At 40.7% G+C, this 17,240-nt stretch carries 19 protein-coding genes; 14 read left to right on the top strand and 5 right to left on the bottom strand.

Annotated features, from left to right (window positions below; genetic code table 11):
* Nucleotides 1–46: 46 nt before the first annotated feature.
* Complete coding sequence (locus tag PAT01_RS13945; RefSeq protein ID WP_029774118.1) at nt 47–1,753, bottom strand: bifunctional ornithine lipid synthase OlsF; 1,707 nt, start codon at nt 1,751–1,753, stop codon at nt 47–49.
* Between the two features lie 162 nt (nt 1,754–1,915).
* On the opposite strand from PAT01_RS13945, the gene PAT01_RS13940 reads away from it, so the two are divergent.
* Both PAT01_RS13940 and PAT01_RS20260 read left to right on the top strand, forming a co-directional pair.
* Entirely contained in the window at nt 1,916–2,836 is a 921-nt protein-coding gene (locus tag PAT01_RS13940; protein WP_154945656.1) for a 2-hydroxyacid dehydrogenase, read from the top strand.
* A gap of 96 nt (nt 2,837–2,932) precedes the next feature.
* Nucleotides 2,933–3,064, top strand: a complete 132-nt coding sequence (locus tag PAT01_RS20260) for a hypothetical protein (protein WP_318299755.1) — start codon at nt 2,933–2,935, stop codon at nt 3,062–3,064.
* A 148-nt stretch (nt 3,065–3,212) separates the two neighbouring features.
* Here PAT01_RS20260 and smrA read toward each other — a convergent pair whose 3' ends face one another.
* The 3 genes from smrA to PAT01_RS13925 all read right to left on the bottom strand — a co-directional run bounded on the left by smrA (nt 3,213) and on the right by PAT01_RS13925 (nt 4,713).
* Nucleotides 3,213–3,794, bottom strand: a complete 582-nt coding sequence (gene smrA / locus PAT01_RS13935; RefSeq protein ID WP_096739283.1) for a DNA endonuclease SmrA — start codon at nt 3,792–3,794, stop codon at nt 3,213–3,215.
* A 129-nt stretch (nt 3,795–3,923) separates the two neighbouring features.
* Nucleotides 3,924–4,169 carry a hypothetical protein gene (locus PAT01_RS20255; RefSeq protein WP_083901815.1) on the bottom strand — a complete coding sequence of 82 codons (246 nt, stop codon included), beginning with the start codon at nt 4,167–4,169 and terminating at the stop codon, nt 3,924–3,926.
* A 106-nt stretch (nt 4,170–4,275) separates the two neighbouring features.
* Nucleotides 4,276–4,713 (bottom strand): hypothetical protein, encoded by a 438-nt coding sequence (locus PAT01_RS13925; RefSeq protein ID WP_154945655.1) that lies wholly within the window; start codon nt 4,711–4,713, stop codon nt 4,276–4,278.
* A gap of 102 nt (nt 4,714–4,815) precedes the next feature.
* Between PAT01_RS13925 and PAT01_RS13920 the strand changes: the two genes are divergently transcribed.
* A complete protein-coding gene (locus tag PAT01_RS13920) occupies nt 4,816–5,199 on the top strand; it encodes a response regulator (protein ID WP_004588354.1) in 384 nt (127 codons plus the stop codon).
* A gap of 111 nt (nt 5,200–5,310) precedes the next feature.
* Here the strand turns inward: PAT01_RS13920 and rpsT are convergent, their stop codons facing one another.
* Nucleotides 5,311–5,571: a 30S ribosomal protein S20 gene (rpsT, locus tag PAT01_RS13915; protein WP_004588355.1), complete on the bottom strand. Its 261-nt coding sequence runs from the start codon at nt 5,569–5,571 to the stop codon at nt 5,311–5,313.
* Nucleotides 5,572–5,865: 294 nt separating this feature from the next.
* On the opposite strand from rpsT, the gene murJ reads away from it, so the two are divergent.
* The 11 genes from murJ to PAT01_RS13860 all read left to right on the top strand — a co-directional run bounded on the left by murJ (nt 5,866) and on the right by PAT01_RS13860 (nt 17,239).
* Complete coding sequence (gene murJ, locus PAT01_RS13910; protein WP_404821056.1) at nt 5,866–7,404, top strand: murein biosynthesis integral membrane protein MurJ; 1,539 nt, start codon at nt 5,866–5,868, stop codon at nt 7,402–7,404.
* Nucleotides 7,405–7,488: 84 nt separating this feature from the next.
* Entirely contained in the window at nt 7,489–8,415 is a 927-nt protein-coding gene (gene ribF / locus PAT01_RS13905; RefSeq protein ID WP_004588357.1) for a bifunctional riboflavin kinase/FAD synthetase, read from the top strand.
* A gap of 29 nt (nt 8,416–8,444) precedes the next feature.
* Entirely contained in the window at nt 8,445–11,273 is a 2,829-nt protein-coding gene (ileS, locus tag PAT01_RS13900; RefSeq protein WP_054983029.1) for an isoleucine--tRNA ligase, read from the top strand.
* 12 nt (nt 11,274–11,285) lie between these two features.
* Nucleotides 11,286–11,786, top strand: a complete 501-nt coding sequence (gene lspA / locus PAT01_RS13895; protein WP_004588359.1) for a signal peptidase II — start codon at nt 11,286–11,288, stop codon at nt 11,784–11,786.
* The gene (gene fkpB, locus PAT01_RS13890; RefSeq protein ID WP_004588360.1) at nt 11,783–12,223 is read left to right on the top strand and encodes an FKBP-type peptidyl-prolyl cis-trans isomerase; all 441 of its coding nucleotides are present in this window, start codon (nt 11,783–11,785) and stop codon (nt 12,221–12,223) included. The genes lspA and fkpB overlap by 4 nt, the downstream gene beginning before the upstream one ends.
* Nucleotides 12,223–13,152, top strand: a complete 930-nt coding sequence (gene ispH / locus PAT01_RS13885) for a 4-hydroxy-3-methylbut-2-enyl diphosphate reductase (RefSeq protein ID WP_154945654.1) — start codon at nt 12,223–12,225, stop codon at nt 13,150–13,152. Before fkpB ends, ispH begins: the two co-directional genes overlap by 1 nt.
* Before the next feature lie 417 nt (nt 13,153–13,569).
* Nucleotides 13,570–14,226, top strand: coding sequence for a sensor histidine kinase (locus PAT01_RS13880; RefSeq protein ID WP_318299753.1), 657 nt, complete (start codon nt 13,570–13,572; stop codon nt 14,224–14,226).
* Entirely contained in the window at nt 14,223–14,927 is a 705-nt protein-coding gene (locus PAT01_RS13875) for a LytR/AlgR family response regulator transcription factor (protein WP_154945652.1), read from the top strand. Before PAT01_RS13880 ends, PAT01_RS13875 begins: the two co-directional genes overlap by 4 nt.
* A 263-nt stretch (nt 14,928–15,190) precedes the next feature.
* Nucleotides 15,191–15,751 (top strand): type IV pilus modification protein PilV, encoded by a 561-nt coding sequence (pilV, locus tag PAT01_RS13870; RefSeq protein ID WP_064386015.1) that lies wholly within the window; start codon nt 15,191–15,193, stop codon nt 15,749–15,751.
* 1 nt (nt 15,752) lies between these two features.
* A complete protein-coding gene (locus tag PAT01_RS13865; RefSeq protein ID WP_054983033.1) occupies nt 15,753–16,748 on the top strand; it encodes a PilW family protein in 996 nt (331 codons plus the stop codon).
* Nucleotides 16,736–17,239 (top strand): hypothetical protein, encoded by a 504-nt coding sequence (locus PAT01_RS13860; RefSeq protein ID WP_004588366.1) that lies wholly within the window; start codon nt 16,736–16,738, stop codon nt 17,237–17,239. The genes PAT01_RS13865 and PAT01_RS13860 overlap by 13 nt, the downstream gene beginning before the upstream one ends.
* Nucleotide 17,240: the final 1 nt, after the last annotated feature.

Here is a 17,240-nt window from a genome sequence, read left to right as displayed (position 1 = left end):
TCGCCCCTAGATTGAACAAATTTCAATCCGTAAAGTTCAACACGCCCTAACCTAAATAGCGTTTGGCTTTATTTTCTTTTACGTTTTGTAAATCTACCAGCACTAACCCATCAATACAGTTGTTAAAGTCGGGGTCGATACTAAAGCTTAAAAACTTTACGCCGCCAGGCTTGCACAGCTCAGTATATTGCTTAAATAGCGTAGGAACTTGTGCCCCCATATTGGCCAGTACATGTTTTAATTCTACAAAGTCTTCTTTTACATCGTTACCACTAAAAACAGTTTTACACTGAGTGAGTTGTTGCTCGCTTAATTTAAACTCGTTATTGGGGGTAGCGAGGTGTTGCTCTGATTTATAATAATGTTGATAGTAATGCACGAGCATGGCTTTTGCTTGTTCAGGCAAGGCGTTAGAAACGCTCACCGCGCCAAATAAGTAACGATATTGCGGGTAGTTTTTAATAAATGCGCCAATACCGTACCATAAGTAGTCTAAGCTTTTACGCCCCCAATATTTAGGTTGCACAAAGCTGCGGCCAAGTTCTATACCTTGCTCTAAATACGGTTTCATTGCTTGTGTGTAACTAAACAAACTATCGGTGTATAAGCCTTCTCGGCCATGTTTCTCTATTATTTCCTTTGCACAAGCAAGGCGATATGCACCCACTAATTCTAGCTGCGTAGGATCCCATAGCACTAAGTGCTGATAATCCATATCATATTTGTCGATGTCGCGGCGTTTTCCGCTGCCTTCACCTACCGCTCTAAAGGCAATTTCTCTCAGTCGTCCAAGCTCTCTAAACACTGGAGAGCTGCCAGTGTACTGGTATAAATGAATATGCATGCCATCCTGTGTTTTGCCTAATAACTGACAACTCTCTATGGCTTTTTTAAGCTCTTTGCGGCACTCAGGTATTGCAATAGGAGTTTGGGTTTTAAGGGGAAGGGGCTTTTTAGTGGTAAGGCGATAAAGTTGCTTGCGAATGAGATTAACGATTTCTTTATCTTTTAAGTTTTCGATTAAATATGACTCAGGCGGAATGGAAGCACCAATTTCAAACTCTAATGACTTTTGTCGCTGCTTAAACATTTCTTTTACTAATAATAAGCTCGCAAGTGGTTTGTAAATCATTGAGGTGCCATAAAAAAGCGGGCTGTTTTTAGCTTTTATATAAATAGGTAAAATAGGGCTGTTTGCTTTTTTAGCCATGCGTAAAAAGCCACTGTTCCACTTGCAATCTTTTATACCGGTAGGGCTTAAACGCGAGACCTCTCCCGCAGGGAAAATAAGTAACGCACCTTCATCTTTTAAGTGTTTTTGTATATTACTTAATTCTTGTTTTTTACTGGTTCCCGATAAATTATCTACTGGCAACAGCAATGAATGCATAGGGGTGACCGACATTAGCATGCGATTGGCAACCACTTTTAAATCTTGCCTAACGCTGGAAAGTACTTTTATCAGCGCAAGTGCGTCGAGCGAGCCAATGGGGTGGTTAGCCACAATAACTAACTTACCTTCGCTGGGTATGTTTTCAATTTGCTTTGGTTTGTAGCGGGTATCAAAGTCAAGCTCATCAAGCACTTGTTCAACAAACTCTAGTCCTTGTAAATGGGGGTAAGCATCGCCAAAGGCGACAAATTCTTGTTCATGTAATAAGTAGCCAAGCCCCTTTTTAACTAAACCTTTTACTTTAGGGGAGTTCTCTAATTGTGGTAAGTTTGCAGCTATTACTTTATCAACGCTTATCATATTAACCTCATTTACAATTTGGCCTATTCGCCATCCTGTTTAGAGTAAAAAAAGGGTGTGACATTTACTTTGCAGTTGTGTGACTTTTTAAAGAGCAAATAACGAGCTGCTCAGTTGTTTATTAGTGTAGATAAAATTTATTCAATAAAATTAGGAGCTTCTATGTCGGTATTAGTAGCCATTACCGGGCGAGATAATACAAAGCTAATTGCAAAGCTAAAAGAGCTATTACCCAATGAAGAGATAATGCAATGGCCAGAGTGTAAAAAGCTCAACAATGTAGAGTTTGTATTAGCCTGGAATGCACCAGATGATTTGTGGCAGCAATTACCTAACTTAAAAGCGGTGTCATCGTTTGGGGCGGGTGTAGATAGTATTAATATGTCTTTATTGCCTAAAGAGGTAGACGTGGTTCGCATTGTTGATACTGAGCTTGCTCAAGATATGGCAGAGTACGTACTAGGCCATGTACTTGCGCACAAGCTGCGTTTAAAAGAGTATTTTGTTAAGCAATCACAATGCAATTATAAACCTAAGCGCGCATATAAATATAATCACGTGGGTATTTTAGGCTTTGGTGAGCTAGGTAAAGCGTGCGCCAAAAAACTAACCCTGAATGGCTTTACGGTAAGCGCTTGGTCAAAAACTGAAAAAAGTGATGAGCAGGTGCATCTATATTCTCAGCAGCAAGGCCTTAATGAAATGCTGCCCACAATTGACTACTTGGTATGCCTACTGCCGCTAACAAAAGATACTAAGGGTATTATTAATGCCGATTTATTAGCTAAGTTACCGGCCCATGCGTGTGTAATTAACGTTGCCAGAGGAGAGCACCTAGTAGAGCAAGATTTAATAAACGCACTTAACAGTGAAATGTTAAGGGCTGCCACGCTCGATGTATTTACCCAAGAGCCGCTACCGCACGACCACTCATTTTGGCATAACGCTAAAATAACGATTACACCACACTGCGCCGCGTTATCTGATTTAAATAGCGTAACAGCGCAAATTGCAGAAAATATTAATCGCCTAAAAAGCGGCCTTACATTAAATAATCGGGTTAATAGAACAAAAGGTTATTAATAGATAGCAAAACAGTTTAACAAACAGCTTGTTAACATTTGTAATTTTAATTATTGTGAAGTTTAGTCACTAAAATAAAAATAATAAGAGTAACGTATGAAATCAAGTCAAGGCGGAGTAAAACTAAGTTTAGTAGTGGTTTCTATTATAGTGCTAGGCGTGTCTGCTTGGTTTAACCAAGCGAGTGCCGATCAAGTGCCACAAAGCAAAAGTTCACAAAGTGAATAAGTGCATTTGCAGGCAAATTATAAAAAGTGGACTCTATTAATTTGTTTTTGGCTTAATAAAGCCAGATCATTAAAGAGTACCCACTTTTCATTAGGCCATTTAATTACTAAAGTGCGCTTCGTTACTGGTATTTAGTAAAATAAGTTAATTAGTACCGTTTAGCATGGATCTCTCGGTTTTCATGCTTTTTCTCATCACTTTTTTTAAGCAACACATATGTTGCGCCACTGCCACCATGGTGCTTTAAAGCGGTATGATACGCTAATACCGCGGGTAGAGCCTGTAGCCACTTATTAACATAGCTCTTTAGTATACCGGGCTTAGCTTTATTTTTTATACCAATGCCATGGCGTACTAATACAACGCGAATGTTTCGCTGGTGGCAATCAGTAATAAAGTTAAATAATGTTGTGCGTGCGTTTTTAAGTAATTGGCCATGCAAATCTAATGTGGCATCAACTTGGTATTTAGCTAAGCGTAAGTTTTTAAATACTGCGCTTTGTACGCCATCTTTTTTAAAACTGAGTAATGCATGCGGGTCTAAAAGCTCTACATGCTCAGATTGTAAGTAATTTTCGTCATTCGCAAGGCTAAGCTCGGCAGCTTTACGCTTTTCTTGTTGGGCAAGGGTGGCATTGGGATTACTTGCAAGGGGAGTTACAGTATCGTGGTTTATAGGTTTTACATCTTCCATAGAAGATAAAAATAAATCGAAATCAGATAAAGACATAGTAAGACCTAAATGAGGATTAATACGAGATAAATTTTATCTTAGTTCAATCTGTTCCCCAAGCCTTTTAATTTTTTCAAATAAAAAAGCCCAGCAAGGCTGGGCTATAAAATATTCTAAGGGGAAATGTTAACTCTGCGTTACATTAAATTGTCCAAACGTATACACTTTGAACAAGTAAAATGTATTGATCAACACTAAACTCATATTCGAAATAACACTCGACGACATTAAATCCAAGCTAAAAGACAAAAATAACAGACCACATGCACTAATCGCTGCAACACGCAGTATTGTTATGTGGTTAATAAAGAATGCACCTAAACCTAGTGCAAGTAATACAGTGTTTAAAAGCCAATCTAGCTCGTTTAGCATGGTCGTTTCAATAGTTCAGTTGTTGAAAAAAGGAGCGCCATTATGTTGATCTTTTGCACACCTTTCAACCAAGTAATTTTAAATTTTCAGATTAGTTTTTTTAATGCTAAATATAGCTAGCTAGTGCTGCAAAAAAGCCATTATTTTTTATTAGTTGGTACTTTTGACAGCTTTGCGGCGCCTTCATATCTGCGCATAAATAAAGGGCATTGCGCTTCTCGTCTAGCTGCGGGTGTAAGTTTGAATCAAGTAATGTACGGCCATATCCAAAGACCCCAGGCCAATAAATACTTTCGCTCACTAACCCTAATTTTTTATAGGTGAGCAAAGTAGGTTTTGGAAAAATAATGGCTACGGCAAAAATGATAGCCAGCGTAATAAGTAACCCTTTTTTAGACTTTACAGGCTGCTCTGCTGGGGTTGATGTTGGGTTAGCTGAAGATTGCGGTGCTGTTTGCGGCCTATTGCGGGGCTTTTTTACAGGGTTTTTTCTTTTTTGTGGTGTTTTACCAAGCAATGATTGTTTTTTTGTGTTGTTTGACATAAAGCAAATCTGGCCTTTTGAGCGTAGGTCTCTATAATAAAATGATTAAATATCTAGTTATATAATAACTTATACAATGCTTTTAGCCTACGAGGAAGATACATGGATACGCAGCTATCAATTTTAATAGTAGATGATGTTAGCACAGTGCGTAGTTTTTTGAGCCAAACGCTCATGCACTTAGGAATAGAAAACGTTAAAGAGGCTTCAACGGCTAAACAATGCATTAGCGAATGCCAAGCAGCTAATTACAATATGATTTTTTTAGATATTGAACTGCCTGACGGCGATGGAAAAGAGTTAATCGCGCAAATTAATGATATTAACCCTGAAACTAATGTGGTTATGGTGTCGGCGCATTCAGCAGTAGAAAATGTTAAAGAAGCCATTGATAAAGGTGCTAAGGGGTTTGTAGTTAAGCCATTTACGCCTAAAAAAATTGCGGCCATGTTGAAAAAGTTTTATCCCGATTTGGAAAATGTTTAACCAGCTTTAATAGTAATGCGTTAAATCAGCTTAAAGTTTAGTGGATTGCTAAATACCAAATTTTAGATATAAAAAAACCGGCCTAGGCCGGTTTTTTAATCATAAAACAAATTATAGCGCTTTAATTTTAGCTGCTAAACGGCTCTTATGACGAGCTGCTTTGTTTTTATGAATTAGACCCTTAGTTGCGTAACGGTCTAGGATAGGTGTAGCAACAGAGAAAGCTTGCTGTGCAGCTTCTTTATCGCCAGCTTCAATAGCAGCGGTTACTTTTTTGAAGTAAGTACGCATCATTGAACGACGGCTTGCGTTGTGCTGACGGTTTTTTTCGCTAGTGATAGCGCGTTTTTTTGCAGACTTGATGTTAGCCAAGGTTTGCTCCTAACAATCTTAAATAAAGCTTAAATTAAAGGCCGTGGAATATGCCTGTTTTTATCATGAATGTCAATTTAAATTTAACAACTCAAGAAAAACTGCTCCTTATAACGAACATCAATTTGCCGCTTTAGCAGTTAATATCGCTATTGTAACAAAGCACAGACGCCCAGCCTAGTGCTTTAAAGCGATTTATAAAAAAGACTGTGGCATAATTGCGCTAACTAAAGGTTTTTAAGTAGGTTTAAGGTGTCAAAAGGATTATTTCGCTCCGGTATGATTGTAAGTTGTATGACAATGATATCGCGTATTTTAGGGTTAGTACGAGACGCTGTCGTTGCAAACTTATTAGGTGCTAGTGCAGCTGCTGATGTTTTTTTGTTTGCTAACCGTATTCCCAATTTTTTACGCCGTCTATTTGCAGAGGGGGCCTTTGCCCAGGCATTTGTGCCTGTACTTAGTGAAATTAAAGAACACCATGGCGATGATAAAGTTAAGTTATTTGTAGCACAGGCTGCCGGTACGCTGGGCACTATTTTGCTTTGCGTGACTATTTTTGGCGTTATTGCCTCGCCTGTTATTGCCGCGTTATTTGGTACTGGCTGGTTTATAGATTGGTGGCAAGGTGGCCCCAATGCAGAAAAGTTTGTGCTGGCAAGCTCCTTATTAAAGTTAACCTTTCCATATTTGTTATTTGTTAGTTTGGTGGCCCTTAGCGGTGCGGTAATGAATGTGTATAACCGCTTTGCAGTGGCTGCTTTTACGCCCGTATTACTTAATATTTCAATTATTACCTGCGCCATTTTATTGCACGACAAATTTAGCGTGGGGGCGTATGCGTTAGCCATTGGTGTATTTGTGGGCGGAGTGGTGCAATTGTTGTTTCAGTTACCATTTTTATACCGAGCAAAAATGCTGGCACGTCCTCGCTGGGCGTGGCAAGACGAGAACGTTAAAAAAGTGCGTAAGCTTATGCTGCCGGCATTATTTGGTGTTTCAATAAGCCAAATTAACCTCCTGCTCGACACCATGATTGCCTCGCTATTAATGACGGGCTCTATCGCATGGCTTTATTACTCAGATAGGTTAATTGAGTTTCCACTTGGTTTATTTGGTATTGGTATTGCCACTGTTATTTTACCCGCACTTTCTAAATTGCATAGCAGTAAAAAGCTCAGTGATTTTCAGCATACGTTAGATTGGGGTGTGCGTTTTGTGATTTTTTTAGGCATACCCGCCATGGTTGGTTTAATGATTATAAGCCCGCTTATCATTACTGTGTTATTTGATCACGGCGCATTTAAAGACGCTGATGTTGATCATGTCAAAGCGGTAAGCTTAGGGGTGGTTGCCTACTCGGTAGGGTTAGTTAGCTTTATGCTTATTAAAGTATTAGCGCCGGGTTTTTACTCGCGTCAAGATACCAAAACACCTGTGCGTATTGGTATTATTACGCTGGTGCTTAATATGGTATTTAATATTATGTTAGCCCCGTTTATAGGATATTTAGGGCTTGCTTTAGCAACGTCTATGTCGGCCAGCTGCAATGCTTTTTTACTTTACAGGCAACTTAAAAAAGAAAACGTGTATCAGTTCTCTGCAATGAGCCTGCGCTTTAGCGTAAAGTGCATAGTGGCAAGCTTGGTAATGGGCGCTCTAACGTGGTACGTCAGCAGCCGTTATTATTGGGCTACATGGCATTTTTCTGAGCAAGTAATGTTGTTAATTGCATTGCTAGTAATTGCTGCAATAAGTTACTTTGCGGTGCTGTTTTTACTTGGTGTAAGACTAAATACGATAAAAAGTGTAGCAACTACTGAATCAAACTAAAAAAAAGATTATAATCGGCAGCCCTGTGGTTTTGAACGATTTTAAAGTCGTTAATAATACTCGCTGAAAAAGGCATTAGGTGGCATGGAGTTAATTAGAGGTATACACAATATTCGAGCGCAACATTATGGTTGTGTGTTGACTATTGGTAATTTTGACGGTGTGCATTTAGGCCATGGCGAAGTGTTAAAAGGGCTGTTAGCGGATGCCAAAGCACATAACTTACCCAGTACTGTGATGTTATTTGAGCCGCAGCCGCAAGAGTTTTTTGCTAAAAACAATGCGCCAGCTCGACTTACTCGGTTACGCGACAAACTCAGATTACTAAGTAACTTAGGTATTGAGCGGGTTATTTGTATTAGCTTTAACCAACAATTTGCCAATATGCACGCTGAGCAATTTGTTAGTGATATTTTAATTAAAAAGCTAGGCGTTAAAGCACTCACAGTAGGTGATGATTTTAAATTTGGTAAACAGCGCCAAGGGAATTTTAATTTACTGCTCAGTATGGGCAAACAAGCGGGCATGGATGTAAAAAGCACCGCGAGTTTTCGCCAATTAAATGCTAGAGTAAGCAGCACACTAATACGTGAAGCATTAGCCGCAGGCGACTTAGAAAATGCTAAGTTAATGCTAGGGCATAATTATGCTATTTCAGGGCGTGTAATACATGGTTGGAAAAGAGGGCGAGAGCTTGGTTTTCGAACTGCAAATATAGCGCTTAAACGCCAAGTTTGCCCTGTAAATGGGGTGTTTGCCGTAAAAGCAAACATTGCCGGAAAACACGTTTATGGGGTAGCCAATATTGGTAACAAGCCCACTTTTAATGGAACTCGTGCTTTGTTAGAAGTTCATCTTTTTGACTTTGCACAAGATATATATGGACAGTTTATGCACGTGGAGTTAATAAAAAAACTTCGCGATGAGAAAAAATTCGAGACATTAACACAGTTAACGGCACAAATTGCAACCGATGTTGCCGCCGCAAAACAGTGTTTTGGTTTAAATTAGGTAGCCGATAGATACGGAAAGTAGGATTAATGAGCGACTACAAACATACTTTGAATTTACCGGAAACACAGTTTCCAATGCGTGGCAATTTGGCACAACGTGAACCAAAAATGCTTAAAGCATGGTATGAAGACGACCTGTACGGTCAAATTCGCAGCGCTAAAAAAGGTAAAAAGACCTTTATTTTGCATGACGGCCCTCCGTATGCAAACGGCGATATCCATTTAGGCCACTCAGTAAATAAGATTTTAAAAGACATAATTGTTAAGTCTAAAACTTTATCTGACTTTGATGCACCTTATGTGCCTGGTTGGGACTGTCATGGTTTGCCAATTGAGTTAATGGTTGAGAAAAAAGTAGGCAAGCCAGGAGTTAAAGTAACCGCGAGCGAGTTTCGTGAAAAATGCCGTGCTTACGCTAAAAAGCAAGTTGAAGGTCAAAAAGTAGACTTTAAACGTTTAGGTGTGTTTGGCGATTGGGACAAACCTTACTTAACAATGAACTATGACTTTGAAGCAAACGCTATTCGCGTGCTTGGTCGTATTATTAAAAATGGCCACCTTCATAAAGGTGCAAAGCCTGTGCATTGGTGTACAGACTGTGGCTCTGCATTAGCAGAGGCCGAAGTAGAGTACCAAGATAAGCAATCTCCAGCGATTGACGTACGTTTTACATTTGCAGATCAAGACGCGGTTGTTAATGCCTTTGATTTAGCCGATGGCCATAAAGGCCAAGGCAGTGTAGGTACTGTTATTTGGACTACAACGCCGTGGACTTTACCCGCTAACCGTGCGGTAGCAGTGCATGCAGATTTAGAGTACGCCTTAGTACAAGTAGATGATGAAGGCTCACAGCAGCGTTTAATTTTAGGCTCAGAGCTTGTTAAAGATGCAATGGACCGTTATGGCTTTAATCATTTCCACGTACTAGGTTATGTTAAAGGTGCAGCACTTGAAAACTTACACGTTGCTCACCCATTTTATGATTTTGATGTACCGGTAATTGTAGCAGACCACGTTACTACTGACTCAGGTACGGGTGTGGTACATACCGCGCCAGGCCATGGTCAAGAAGATTTCGCGGCAGGCTTAAATTACAATCTTGAAGTAGCAAACCCTGTAGGCGCGAATGGCGTTTACCTACCTGATACAGAATTATTTGCTGGTCAGCATGTATTTAAAGCAAATGCCAGTGTAATTGACGTACTAACAGAGCGCGGTGCTTTAATGCATCATCATGCGCTTACGCATAGCTACCCGCATTGTTGGCGCCACAAAACGCCTATTATTTTCCGTGCTACACCGCAGTGGTTTGTAAGCATGGATCAGGCTAACTTACGTCAAGACTCGTTAAGCGAAATTAAAAACACCCAATGGTTGCCAGAGTGGGGCGAAAGCCGCATTGCGAACATGGTTGAAGGTCGCCCAGATTGGTGTATTTCACGCCAACGTACTTGGGGTGTGCCAATTGCTTTATTTGTTGATAAAGACACCGGTGCTTTACACCCAAATACGCAAGCACTTATTGAGCAAGCTGCAGAGCTGGTAGAAAAGTCAGGCATTCAAGCATGGTATGACCTAGAGCCTGCCACCTTGTTAGGCGAAGAAGATGCCAAGCAATACATGAAAGTACAAGATACGTTAGATGTATGGTTTGATTCGGGCGTAACACATGCATGTGTTGTTGATGCACGTGAAGAGTTAGTTGGCCCAGCCGATTTATACCTAGAAGGTTCTGATCAGCACCGTGGTTGGTTTATGTCATCAATGATGACCTCAGTTGCTATTAACGGTCACGCACCTTACAAGCAAGTACTAACGCACGGCTTTACCGTAGATGAAAACGGCCGCAAAATGTCAAAATCGTTAGGTAACGTTATTTCACCACAAAACGTGATGAATAAACTTGGCGCTGACATTTTACGTTTATGGGTAGCTTCTACCGATTACACCGCCGAAATGACGGTATCGGATGAAATATTTAAACGCTCTGCAGATCGTTACCGCCGTATTCGTAACACTAGCCGTTACTTGTTAGCTAACTTAAGTGGTTTTGATCCAAAAACAGACCAAGTTGCTGTTGATGATATGGTTGAGCTTGATAAGTGGATTGTTGGCCGTGCAGCCCAATTACAAGAAGAAATTTTAGCAGCTTACGATAGCTACCAAATGCTATTAGTAACGCAAAAGCTAATGAACTTCTGTACAGGTGAGCTTGGTTCGTTCTACTTAGATGTAATTAAAGACCGCCAGTACACAGCAAAAAGCGACAGTCATGCACGTCGTTCTTGTCAAACTGCGCTTTATCATATTGCTGAAGCAATGACTCGTTGGATGGCGCCAATTATGAGTTTTACAGCTCAAGAAATTTGGGAAGCACTACCGGGCGAGCGTAGCGATTACGTATTTACATCGGTATGGTACGACGGTTTACATGCACCGACAAACAGCCAATTTAGCAACGATGACTGGCAAGCGATTCTAAATGTACGTGACGAAGTAAACCGCGTACTAGAAGCAGCCCGAAAAGAAGAAGTGATTGGTGCAACATTACAAGCAAGCGTTAACTTATACGCCGAAAAAGCACTGGCTGATAAGTTAGCAGCATTAGGTGATGAACTACGTTTTGTATTACTAACGTCTGCGGTCACTGTATCTGCAGTAGATAGCCAGCCAAGTGATACACAAACAACCGAAATTGAAGGTTTGTACATTAGCGTAGCAGCCACAGATGCAACTAAATGTGAGCGTTGTTGGCATTACAGCGATGATGTAGGCTCAGAGCCTGCACACCCTGAAATTTGTGGTCGTTGTGTAAGCAATGTTGACGGCGAAGGTGAAAAGCGTCAATTCGCTTAGGAGCTTTACTCAGTGAGCAAACTAGCCCAAAAAAGTGGTTTAGTGTGGCTTTGGTTAAGTCTATTACTGCTTGTAATAGACTTTGCCACTAAAACACTTGTTGTAAATACCATGGCTTATCAAGAGTCGATTAATTTACTGCCTGTTTTTAGTATTACCTACGTACATAACTATGGAGCGGCCTACAGCTTTTTAAGTGAAGCGGGTGGCTGGCAACGTTGGTTTTTAAGTTTTATTGCCATTGCTATTAGTGCGCTATTAGTGTGGTGGTTAAAGCGTTTACCAGCGACAAATAAAATATTATGTAGTGCTTATGCGTTAGTGCTTGCTGGCGCTATTGGTAATTTATATGACCGTGTTGCTTATGGTTATGTAATTGACTTTATACATGTGTTTTATAAAAACTCGCATTTTCCAGTATTTAATATTGCCGACTGTGCAATTTGTATTGGTGCCGCATTATTATTATTTGATGCCTTTACAGGCGAAAGTCCGAAGGAGCATAAAGCATGAGCCAAGCTGTAATTGGTGAAAACTCAGAGGTTATTTTTCACTTTTCTATTAAACTAGAAGATGGCTCTGCCGCAGACTCAACCAAGGTGCATAATAAACCAGCTAAGTTAACGATGGGTGATGGCAGCTTAACGGCTAATTTTGAAAAGTGCTTACTAGGTTTAAGTGCAGGCGAAAGCAAAACGTTTGAGTTAGAACCAGAAGACGCCTTTGGCCAACCTAATCCAGATAATATTTACTATGTAGAACGCAGTAAATTTGGTGCAGAAACGCCAGCTAAAGTCGGCGCAATTATTGCCTTTACTCAGCCAGATGGTACTGAGCTGCCAGGACTGGTACGCGAAGTACAAGGTGAGTCGGTTACTATAGATTTTAATCATCCGTTAGCAGGTCAACGTTTAACGTTTGAAGTAGATATTATTGAGGTGCAAGGCTAATGGATATTTTATTAGCGAACCCGCGAGGCTTTTGTGCAGGTGTAGACCGTGCAATTAGCATAGTAGAGCGCGCTTTAGATATTTTTGAAAAGCCAATTTACGTACGCCACGAGGTTGTTCATAACCGCTACGTAGTAGATGGCTTAAAAAACCGTGGTGCCGTATTTGTTGAAGAGCTAGACCAAGTACCTGATGACAGCATTGTTATTTTTAGCGCCCACGGTGTATCGCAAGCGGTACGCTCAGAAGCTAAACGCCGCGATTTAAAAGTATTTGACGCAACATGCCCATTAGTTACTAAAGTGCATATGGAAGTAACGCGTGCGAGCCGTAAAGGTATTGAGTGTATTTTAATTGGTCACCATGGACACCCAGAAGTTGAGGGCACTATGGGGCAATATGACAATAACGACGGTGGTATTTACCTTGTGGAAACCGCAGAAGATGTTGCCGAACTTAACGTTAAAAATGCTGATAACCTATTTTATTGTAGCCAAACAACGCTCTCAGTAGATGACACTGCAGATGTAATTGATGCGCTGCGCGAAAAATTCCCAGCAATTGATGGCCCGCGCAAAGATGACATTTGCTATGCGACACAAAACCGTCAAGATGCTGTGCGTGATTTAGCAGACAAGGTAGATGTGCTATTAGTTGTGGGGGCAAAAAACAGCTCTAACTCTAACCGTTTACGTGAACTTGCAGATAAAATGGGCACAACCGCTTATTTAATCGATGATGCAACAAATGTTGAAGCACAGTGGTTTGATGAAACTAACGCTGTGGGAGTAACTGCGGGGGCTTCTGCGCCAGAAGTGCTTGTACAGCAAGTTATTGCACGCTTAAAAGAGCTAGGCGGCAAGCAGGTAGTTGAAAACCCAGGTGAAGAAGAGAATATCGTATTTGCCGTTCCTGTTGAGCTGCGTTAATCTATATAAATTAATTATTTAGATTACAAGGAGAGCCGTTATGAGCAAGTTGCCGCAAGGTGAAACATTGCTTTTTCGGCTCTTTTTAATGAGCGAGGGGTACTTGCCACGCTTATTGTTACCCAAGTTGTTGCTACCATCTTAGCGTTTGCTCCTTTTGTTGAAGGGGATAGCTGGCAGAGCCTTGGCGTAATTAGTTTATTTTCTCATATGACCGTTTTGGTCAGTATTTCTGCTTTATACTCTTTTCGGCGTGTTTTACAAAAAAAGCCGCAAACCACCCAACTTTTTGCTTTTTTTATTTCCTTTTTAGTCAGTGCCGCTCTATTTAGTGTGCTGTGTGCCCGCTACTTTTTAGATATTACAAATAATGAAACGAGTATTTATTTTGTATTACGAAACTGCTTAATTGTTTTTTTGATCACGGCTTTATTTGTACAGTTTTTACTGATTTACTTTGAAAAAGAGCAGCAAACAAAAGCGCTCTCACGCGCGGAGCTTGATGCTTTGCAAGCCAGAATTCGCCCTCATTTTTTGTACAATAGCCTTAATACCGCCGCCGAGCTAACACATCATGATGCCGATGCTGCAGAGCAAGCAATACTTGCGCTTGCGGCGTTGTCGCAAGCGGCTATGCGCTCGGGGCAGCGCGTTTCTCTCGAAGATGAGCTGACCTTATCAAAACAATATGTTGCGCTGGAAACCTGGCGCTTTGGCAGTCGTTTAAAGCTTAATTGGCAAGTGCCTGCTGATTTACCAGATATTAGTATTCCGTGCTTAACCCTTCAGCCGTTAATAGAAAATGCGGTGTGCCATGGGGTAGAACCCAGTGAAACAGGGGCCGTTATTAGTGTAGAGCTACACGTAACAACAGGGTATTTAACATTGATTGTTTCTAACCCGACCACTCATAATGAGGCGTTAAAAAGACCAAATAACGGCATGGCACTTGAAAATATTCGCCAGCGATTGTTTATATATTACAAAGAAAAAGCACAACTAACGATCACACAAAAAGAGGATGTATTTAGAGTAAAAGTGGTGATCCCTAAGCAGTTTGAGAACCCCCAATGAATGTTGTAATTATTGATGATGAACCACTAGCTCGCGCTAGAATAAAGCGGCTACTGCAGCACAGCGAGCATATTTTAGTTAAAGGCGAAGGTGATAACGGCGCGCAGGGACTTGCCATTATCAAGCAGGTTCATCCCGATTTGGTTTTTTTAGACATAGATATGCCGGGTATTAATGGCCTAGAGGTAGCGCAGCAACTCAATACGCTGAGCGTGCCACCGGCAATAGTATTTGTAACGGCTTACCCCGAGCATGCACTTGATGCGCTACAGCTCAGTGCCGCAGGATACTTAGTAAAACCCGTTACTGAACAGGCATTAAATAAAGTGTTAGCGCAAGTAGGGCGTTTAAATAAAGCGCATATGCAAAAGCAGCAATCTACAAAAATTAGTTATCAGCTTGGTGGCACAATAAAAAGTATTGAACTTGATCAAGTGTATTACTTTAATGCCCAAGAAAAATACACCAATATGGTATTTAAAGAGGGCGAGGCCCTAATTGAACAAAGCTTAAAACAACTTGAGCAACGCTTCCCAACGCAATTATTACGTATTCACAGAAATACGCTCATAAACAAACAAAAGCTTGTTGCCTTGCATACCCAAAGCCCTGGTGTACATAGCGTAGAACTAGCCGGATGTAAGGAGCAATTAAGCGTAAGTAGGCGAGAGCTAAAAACAGTAAAAAATGCGCTATGTTAGAGCCTGTTATATTTTAGGTTGAATTTGTAGTAGGTTGCTTGGCTTTTTAAGTAAGGCAGAGGCCGTTATTGAGCCCATTAAATTAGCAGCATTGCGCTGGAATTAAATCGCTTCTAGATAGAGTAACTTTAATCCTCAAAGCTCAATTGGTTTGATGCTGTTAACCGTTTATCAACAAATTTAACCGCTTGTCCTAGTATATATTGCATCTACATTTTCAATGCATAAACTTATAATCAGATAAAATTTATTTGGTTTTTACTATGCATTCACCTCACAAAAAACCTCAAAAAGGCTTTACCTTAATTGAAGTGCTGATTGCGTTTATTATTTTAAGCTTTGGCTTATTAGGCGCTGTTGCACTGCAAGCAAAAGCTAAGCAGGCAAGCTTTGACTCTATGCAGCGCGCAGCCGCGGTAGCGTTAGGAAATGATATTATTCAGCGCATTAGAGCAAATGATACCGCACAGCTAGTTACTTTATATACGCAAACTTTCACCAGTAAAACATCAACGTCTACCTCTACGGCTTGTTTTAGTGGGTCATGCACTGCAGCGCAAGTTGCAGCCCTTGATTTACAGCAATGGAAACGCGCCATTCGTGCACGCGAAAACACCGGCTCTCTCGATGATGCCACTGTATGTATAAACCCTACGGCTGCAGCAGGTACGGGTGGGCGTGGGTTTAATATTGAAGTAATAGTGTCTTGGCAAGGCCGCCAAGAGTTTAATGCCAATGATGAAACCAAAGCACTAAAATGCGGTACTGACGATAAAAAGCGCCGTTTGGTTGCATTAAATAGCTATATATACCTAAGGAGCTAACATGAGAGAAAAAGGTTTTACACTAATAGAAATGATGATTTCATTATTTATTGGTGGGCTTATTTTAGGTGGGGTGATGTTTACCTATATTGGTATGAAAGTAACCACAAAAGACACAATGACAATAGGCGAGTTACAAGAGTCAGGCCGCTTAGCCATTAATATTATGCAGCGTGATATTGAGCAGGTGGGCTTTTGGGGAACTTATTATGATGATTCGTTTACTGCAGCAAACACACAAACGTTACCTACCCCCAGTGGTGATTGTTTTGAAGGGCTTAATAACGGCAGCTTTCCGGATTTAGCATCTTCAAGCAATTTCAGAACTATTTATGCAAAAGAAGCCAGTTCAACAAGCGAGCTTAATTGTATAAGTAAGCCAATTGCAGGGACTGACATTTTACAAATCAAGTTTTTACAAGGTGAGCAGCTCACCGTAAATGGCACCACTAATGAAACACAAGCGGATGAAAACTATTTTATAGCTGAGCAAGAAAGCGCTGAGTTTGCTCGAGGCGCTGTAGATTCGGGGAGTTTAAATGTTAATGCCACGGTGTGGCCTTATAGCCATCATGTTTATTACCTCGCAGAGCAAACTTATACAGTAAATAATAAAAGCCTTACAGTACCTGCATTAATGCGTAAACGCTTAAATGGTGCCAGCATGAAGGCCGAAACCATAATGGAGGGCGTTGAAAACATGCGCTTTGTATTTGGTTTAGATACAGACAGTGATAGCCGTGTTGATTCGTACCGAAGCATTGAGGACATGCAGCACTCTGACTGGGAAAACCGCAAAAGTATTCTAACAGTGCAGGTTTTTTTATTAGTTAGAGCATTGCAACCAGATCCGGGCCTTAAAATAAAAAATCAAACATATATTTTAGGTGAAGATGAAGACTCCCGAGAGCTCACTTTTACCGATACTTACAGAAGAACAGTATTTACCACCACAATTCGTTTAAATAACGTGGGAGCAAATTTATGGCGTATCTAAGTAAACACGCAAATAAACAACAAGGTGTAGTGCTTATTACAGCTCTTATTATGGTCATTGCTGTAACGGGAATTGCCGTTACATTAATGAGCAGCAGTAGTGTAGATATAAAAATTACCAATGCAGCTCAAGAGCGAGAAGTCGCTGAAAATGAGCTTATTGGAGAAGTACAGCGAATGATTTCTGATGAGGCAAGCAAAGGTGCCGCTAATCAGTTTTTTTTAACGCCAGATGAAGTATCAACTCATGCAGGCGCAGATGATGAAGGGATGGTAATAGCCACGCACGACGATATGCAAAGCAAAATGATAAACCTAAATCAGGGGGCGCTTGATTTAGAATGCCCGCGCCGATTTAATTTTACTGCGGGTATATCGTGTAACATGCTGCAAGTTTCTACCACTATTCAATATGGCTCTAAAGCAAAGCACGAACTTACAATTGTAACAGGTGTAGCTCAAGAAATGGCCAGTATAAGTAAGGGGATTTAGA

The sequence above is a fragment of the Pseudoalteromonas atlantica genome (assembly GCA_007988745.1).
Taxonomy (GTDB): Bacteria; Pseudomonadota; Gammaproteobacteria; order Enterobacterales; family Alteromonadaceae; genus Pseudoalteromonas; species Pseudoalteromonas atlantica.
Note: the sequence above shows the minus strand (reverse complement) of the source record. Positions and strands in the feature narration are given on the sequence as shown.

What these genes read in the sequence shown, in the direction of transcription:
- PAT01_RS13945 (WP_029774118.1), bottom strand. Translation starts at nt 1,753, where the DNA reads ATGATAAGCGTTGATAAAGTAATAGCTGCAAACTTACCACAATTAGAG.
- PAT01_RS13940 (WP_154945656.1), top strand. Translation starts at nt 1,916, where the DNA reads ATGTCGGTATTAGTAGCCATTACCGGGCGAGATAATACAAAGCTAATT.
- PAT01_RS20260 (WP_318299755.1), top strand. Translation starts at nt 2,933, where the DNA reads ATGAAATCAAGTCAAGGCGGAGTAAAACTAAGTTTAGTAGTGGTTTCT.
- smrA (WP_096739283.1), bottom strand. Translation starts at nt 3,794, where the DNA reads ATGTCTTTATCTGATTTCGATTTATTTTTATCTTCTATGGAAGATGTA.
- PAT01_RS20255 (WP_083901815.1), bottom strand. Translation starts at nt 4,169, where the DNA reads ATGCTAAACGAGCTAGATTGGCTTTTAAACACTGTATTACTTGCACTA.
- PAT01_RS13925 (WP_154945655.1), bottom strand. Translation starts at nt 4,713, where the DNA reads ATGTCAAACAACACAAAAAAACAATCATTGCTTGGTAAAACACCACAA.
- PAT01_RS13920 (WP_004588354.1), top strand. Translation starts at nt 4,816, where the DNA reads ATGGATACGCAGCTATCAATTTTAATAGTAGATGATGTTAGCACAGTG.
- murJ (WP_404821056.1), top strand. Translation starts at nt 5,866, where the DNA reads ATGACAATGATATCGCGTATTTTAGGGTTAGTACGAGACGCTGTCGTT.
- ribF (WP_004588357.1), top strand. Translation starts at nt 7,489, where the DNA reads ATGGAGTTAATTAGAGGTATACACAATATTCGAGCGCAACATTATGGT.
- ileS (WP_054983029.1), top strand. Translation starts at nt 8,445, where the DNA reads ATGAGCGACTACAAACATACTTTGAATTTACCGGAAACACAGTTTCCA.
- fkpB (WP_004588360.1), top strand. Translation starts at nt 11,783, where the DNA reads ATGAGCCAAGCTGTAATTGGTGAAAACTCAGAGGTTATTTTTCACTTT.
- ispH (WP_154945654.1), top strand. Translation starts at nt 12,223, where the DNA reads ATGGATATTTTATTAGCGAACCCGCGAGGCTTTTGTGCAGGTGTAGAC.
- PAT01_RS13875 (WP_154945652.1), top strand. Translation starts at nt 14,223, where the DNA reads ATGAATGTTGTAATTATTGATGATGAACCACTAGCTCGCGCTAGAATA.
- pilV (WP_064386015.1), top strand. Translation starts at nt 15,191, where the DNA reads ATGCATTCACCTCACAAAAAACCTCAAAAAGGCTTTACCTTAATTGAA.
- PAT01_RS13865 (WP_054983033.1), top strand. Translation starts at nt 15,753, where the DNA reads ATGAGAGAAAAAGGTTTTACACTAATAGAAATGATGATTTCATTATTT.
- PAT01_RS13860 (WP_004588366.1), top strand. Translation starts at nt 16,736, where the DNA reads ATGGCGTATCTAAGTAAACACGCAAATAAACAACAAGGTGTAGTGCTT.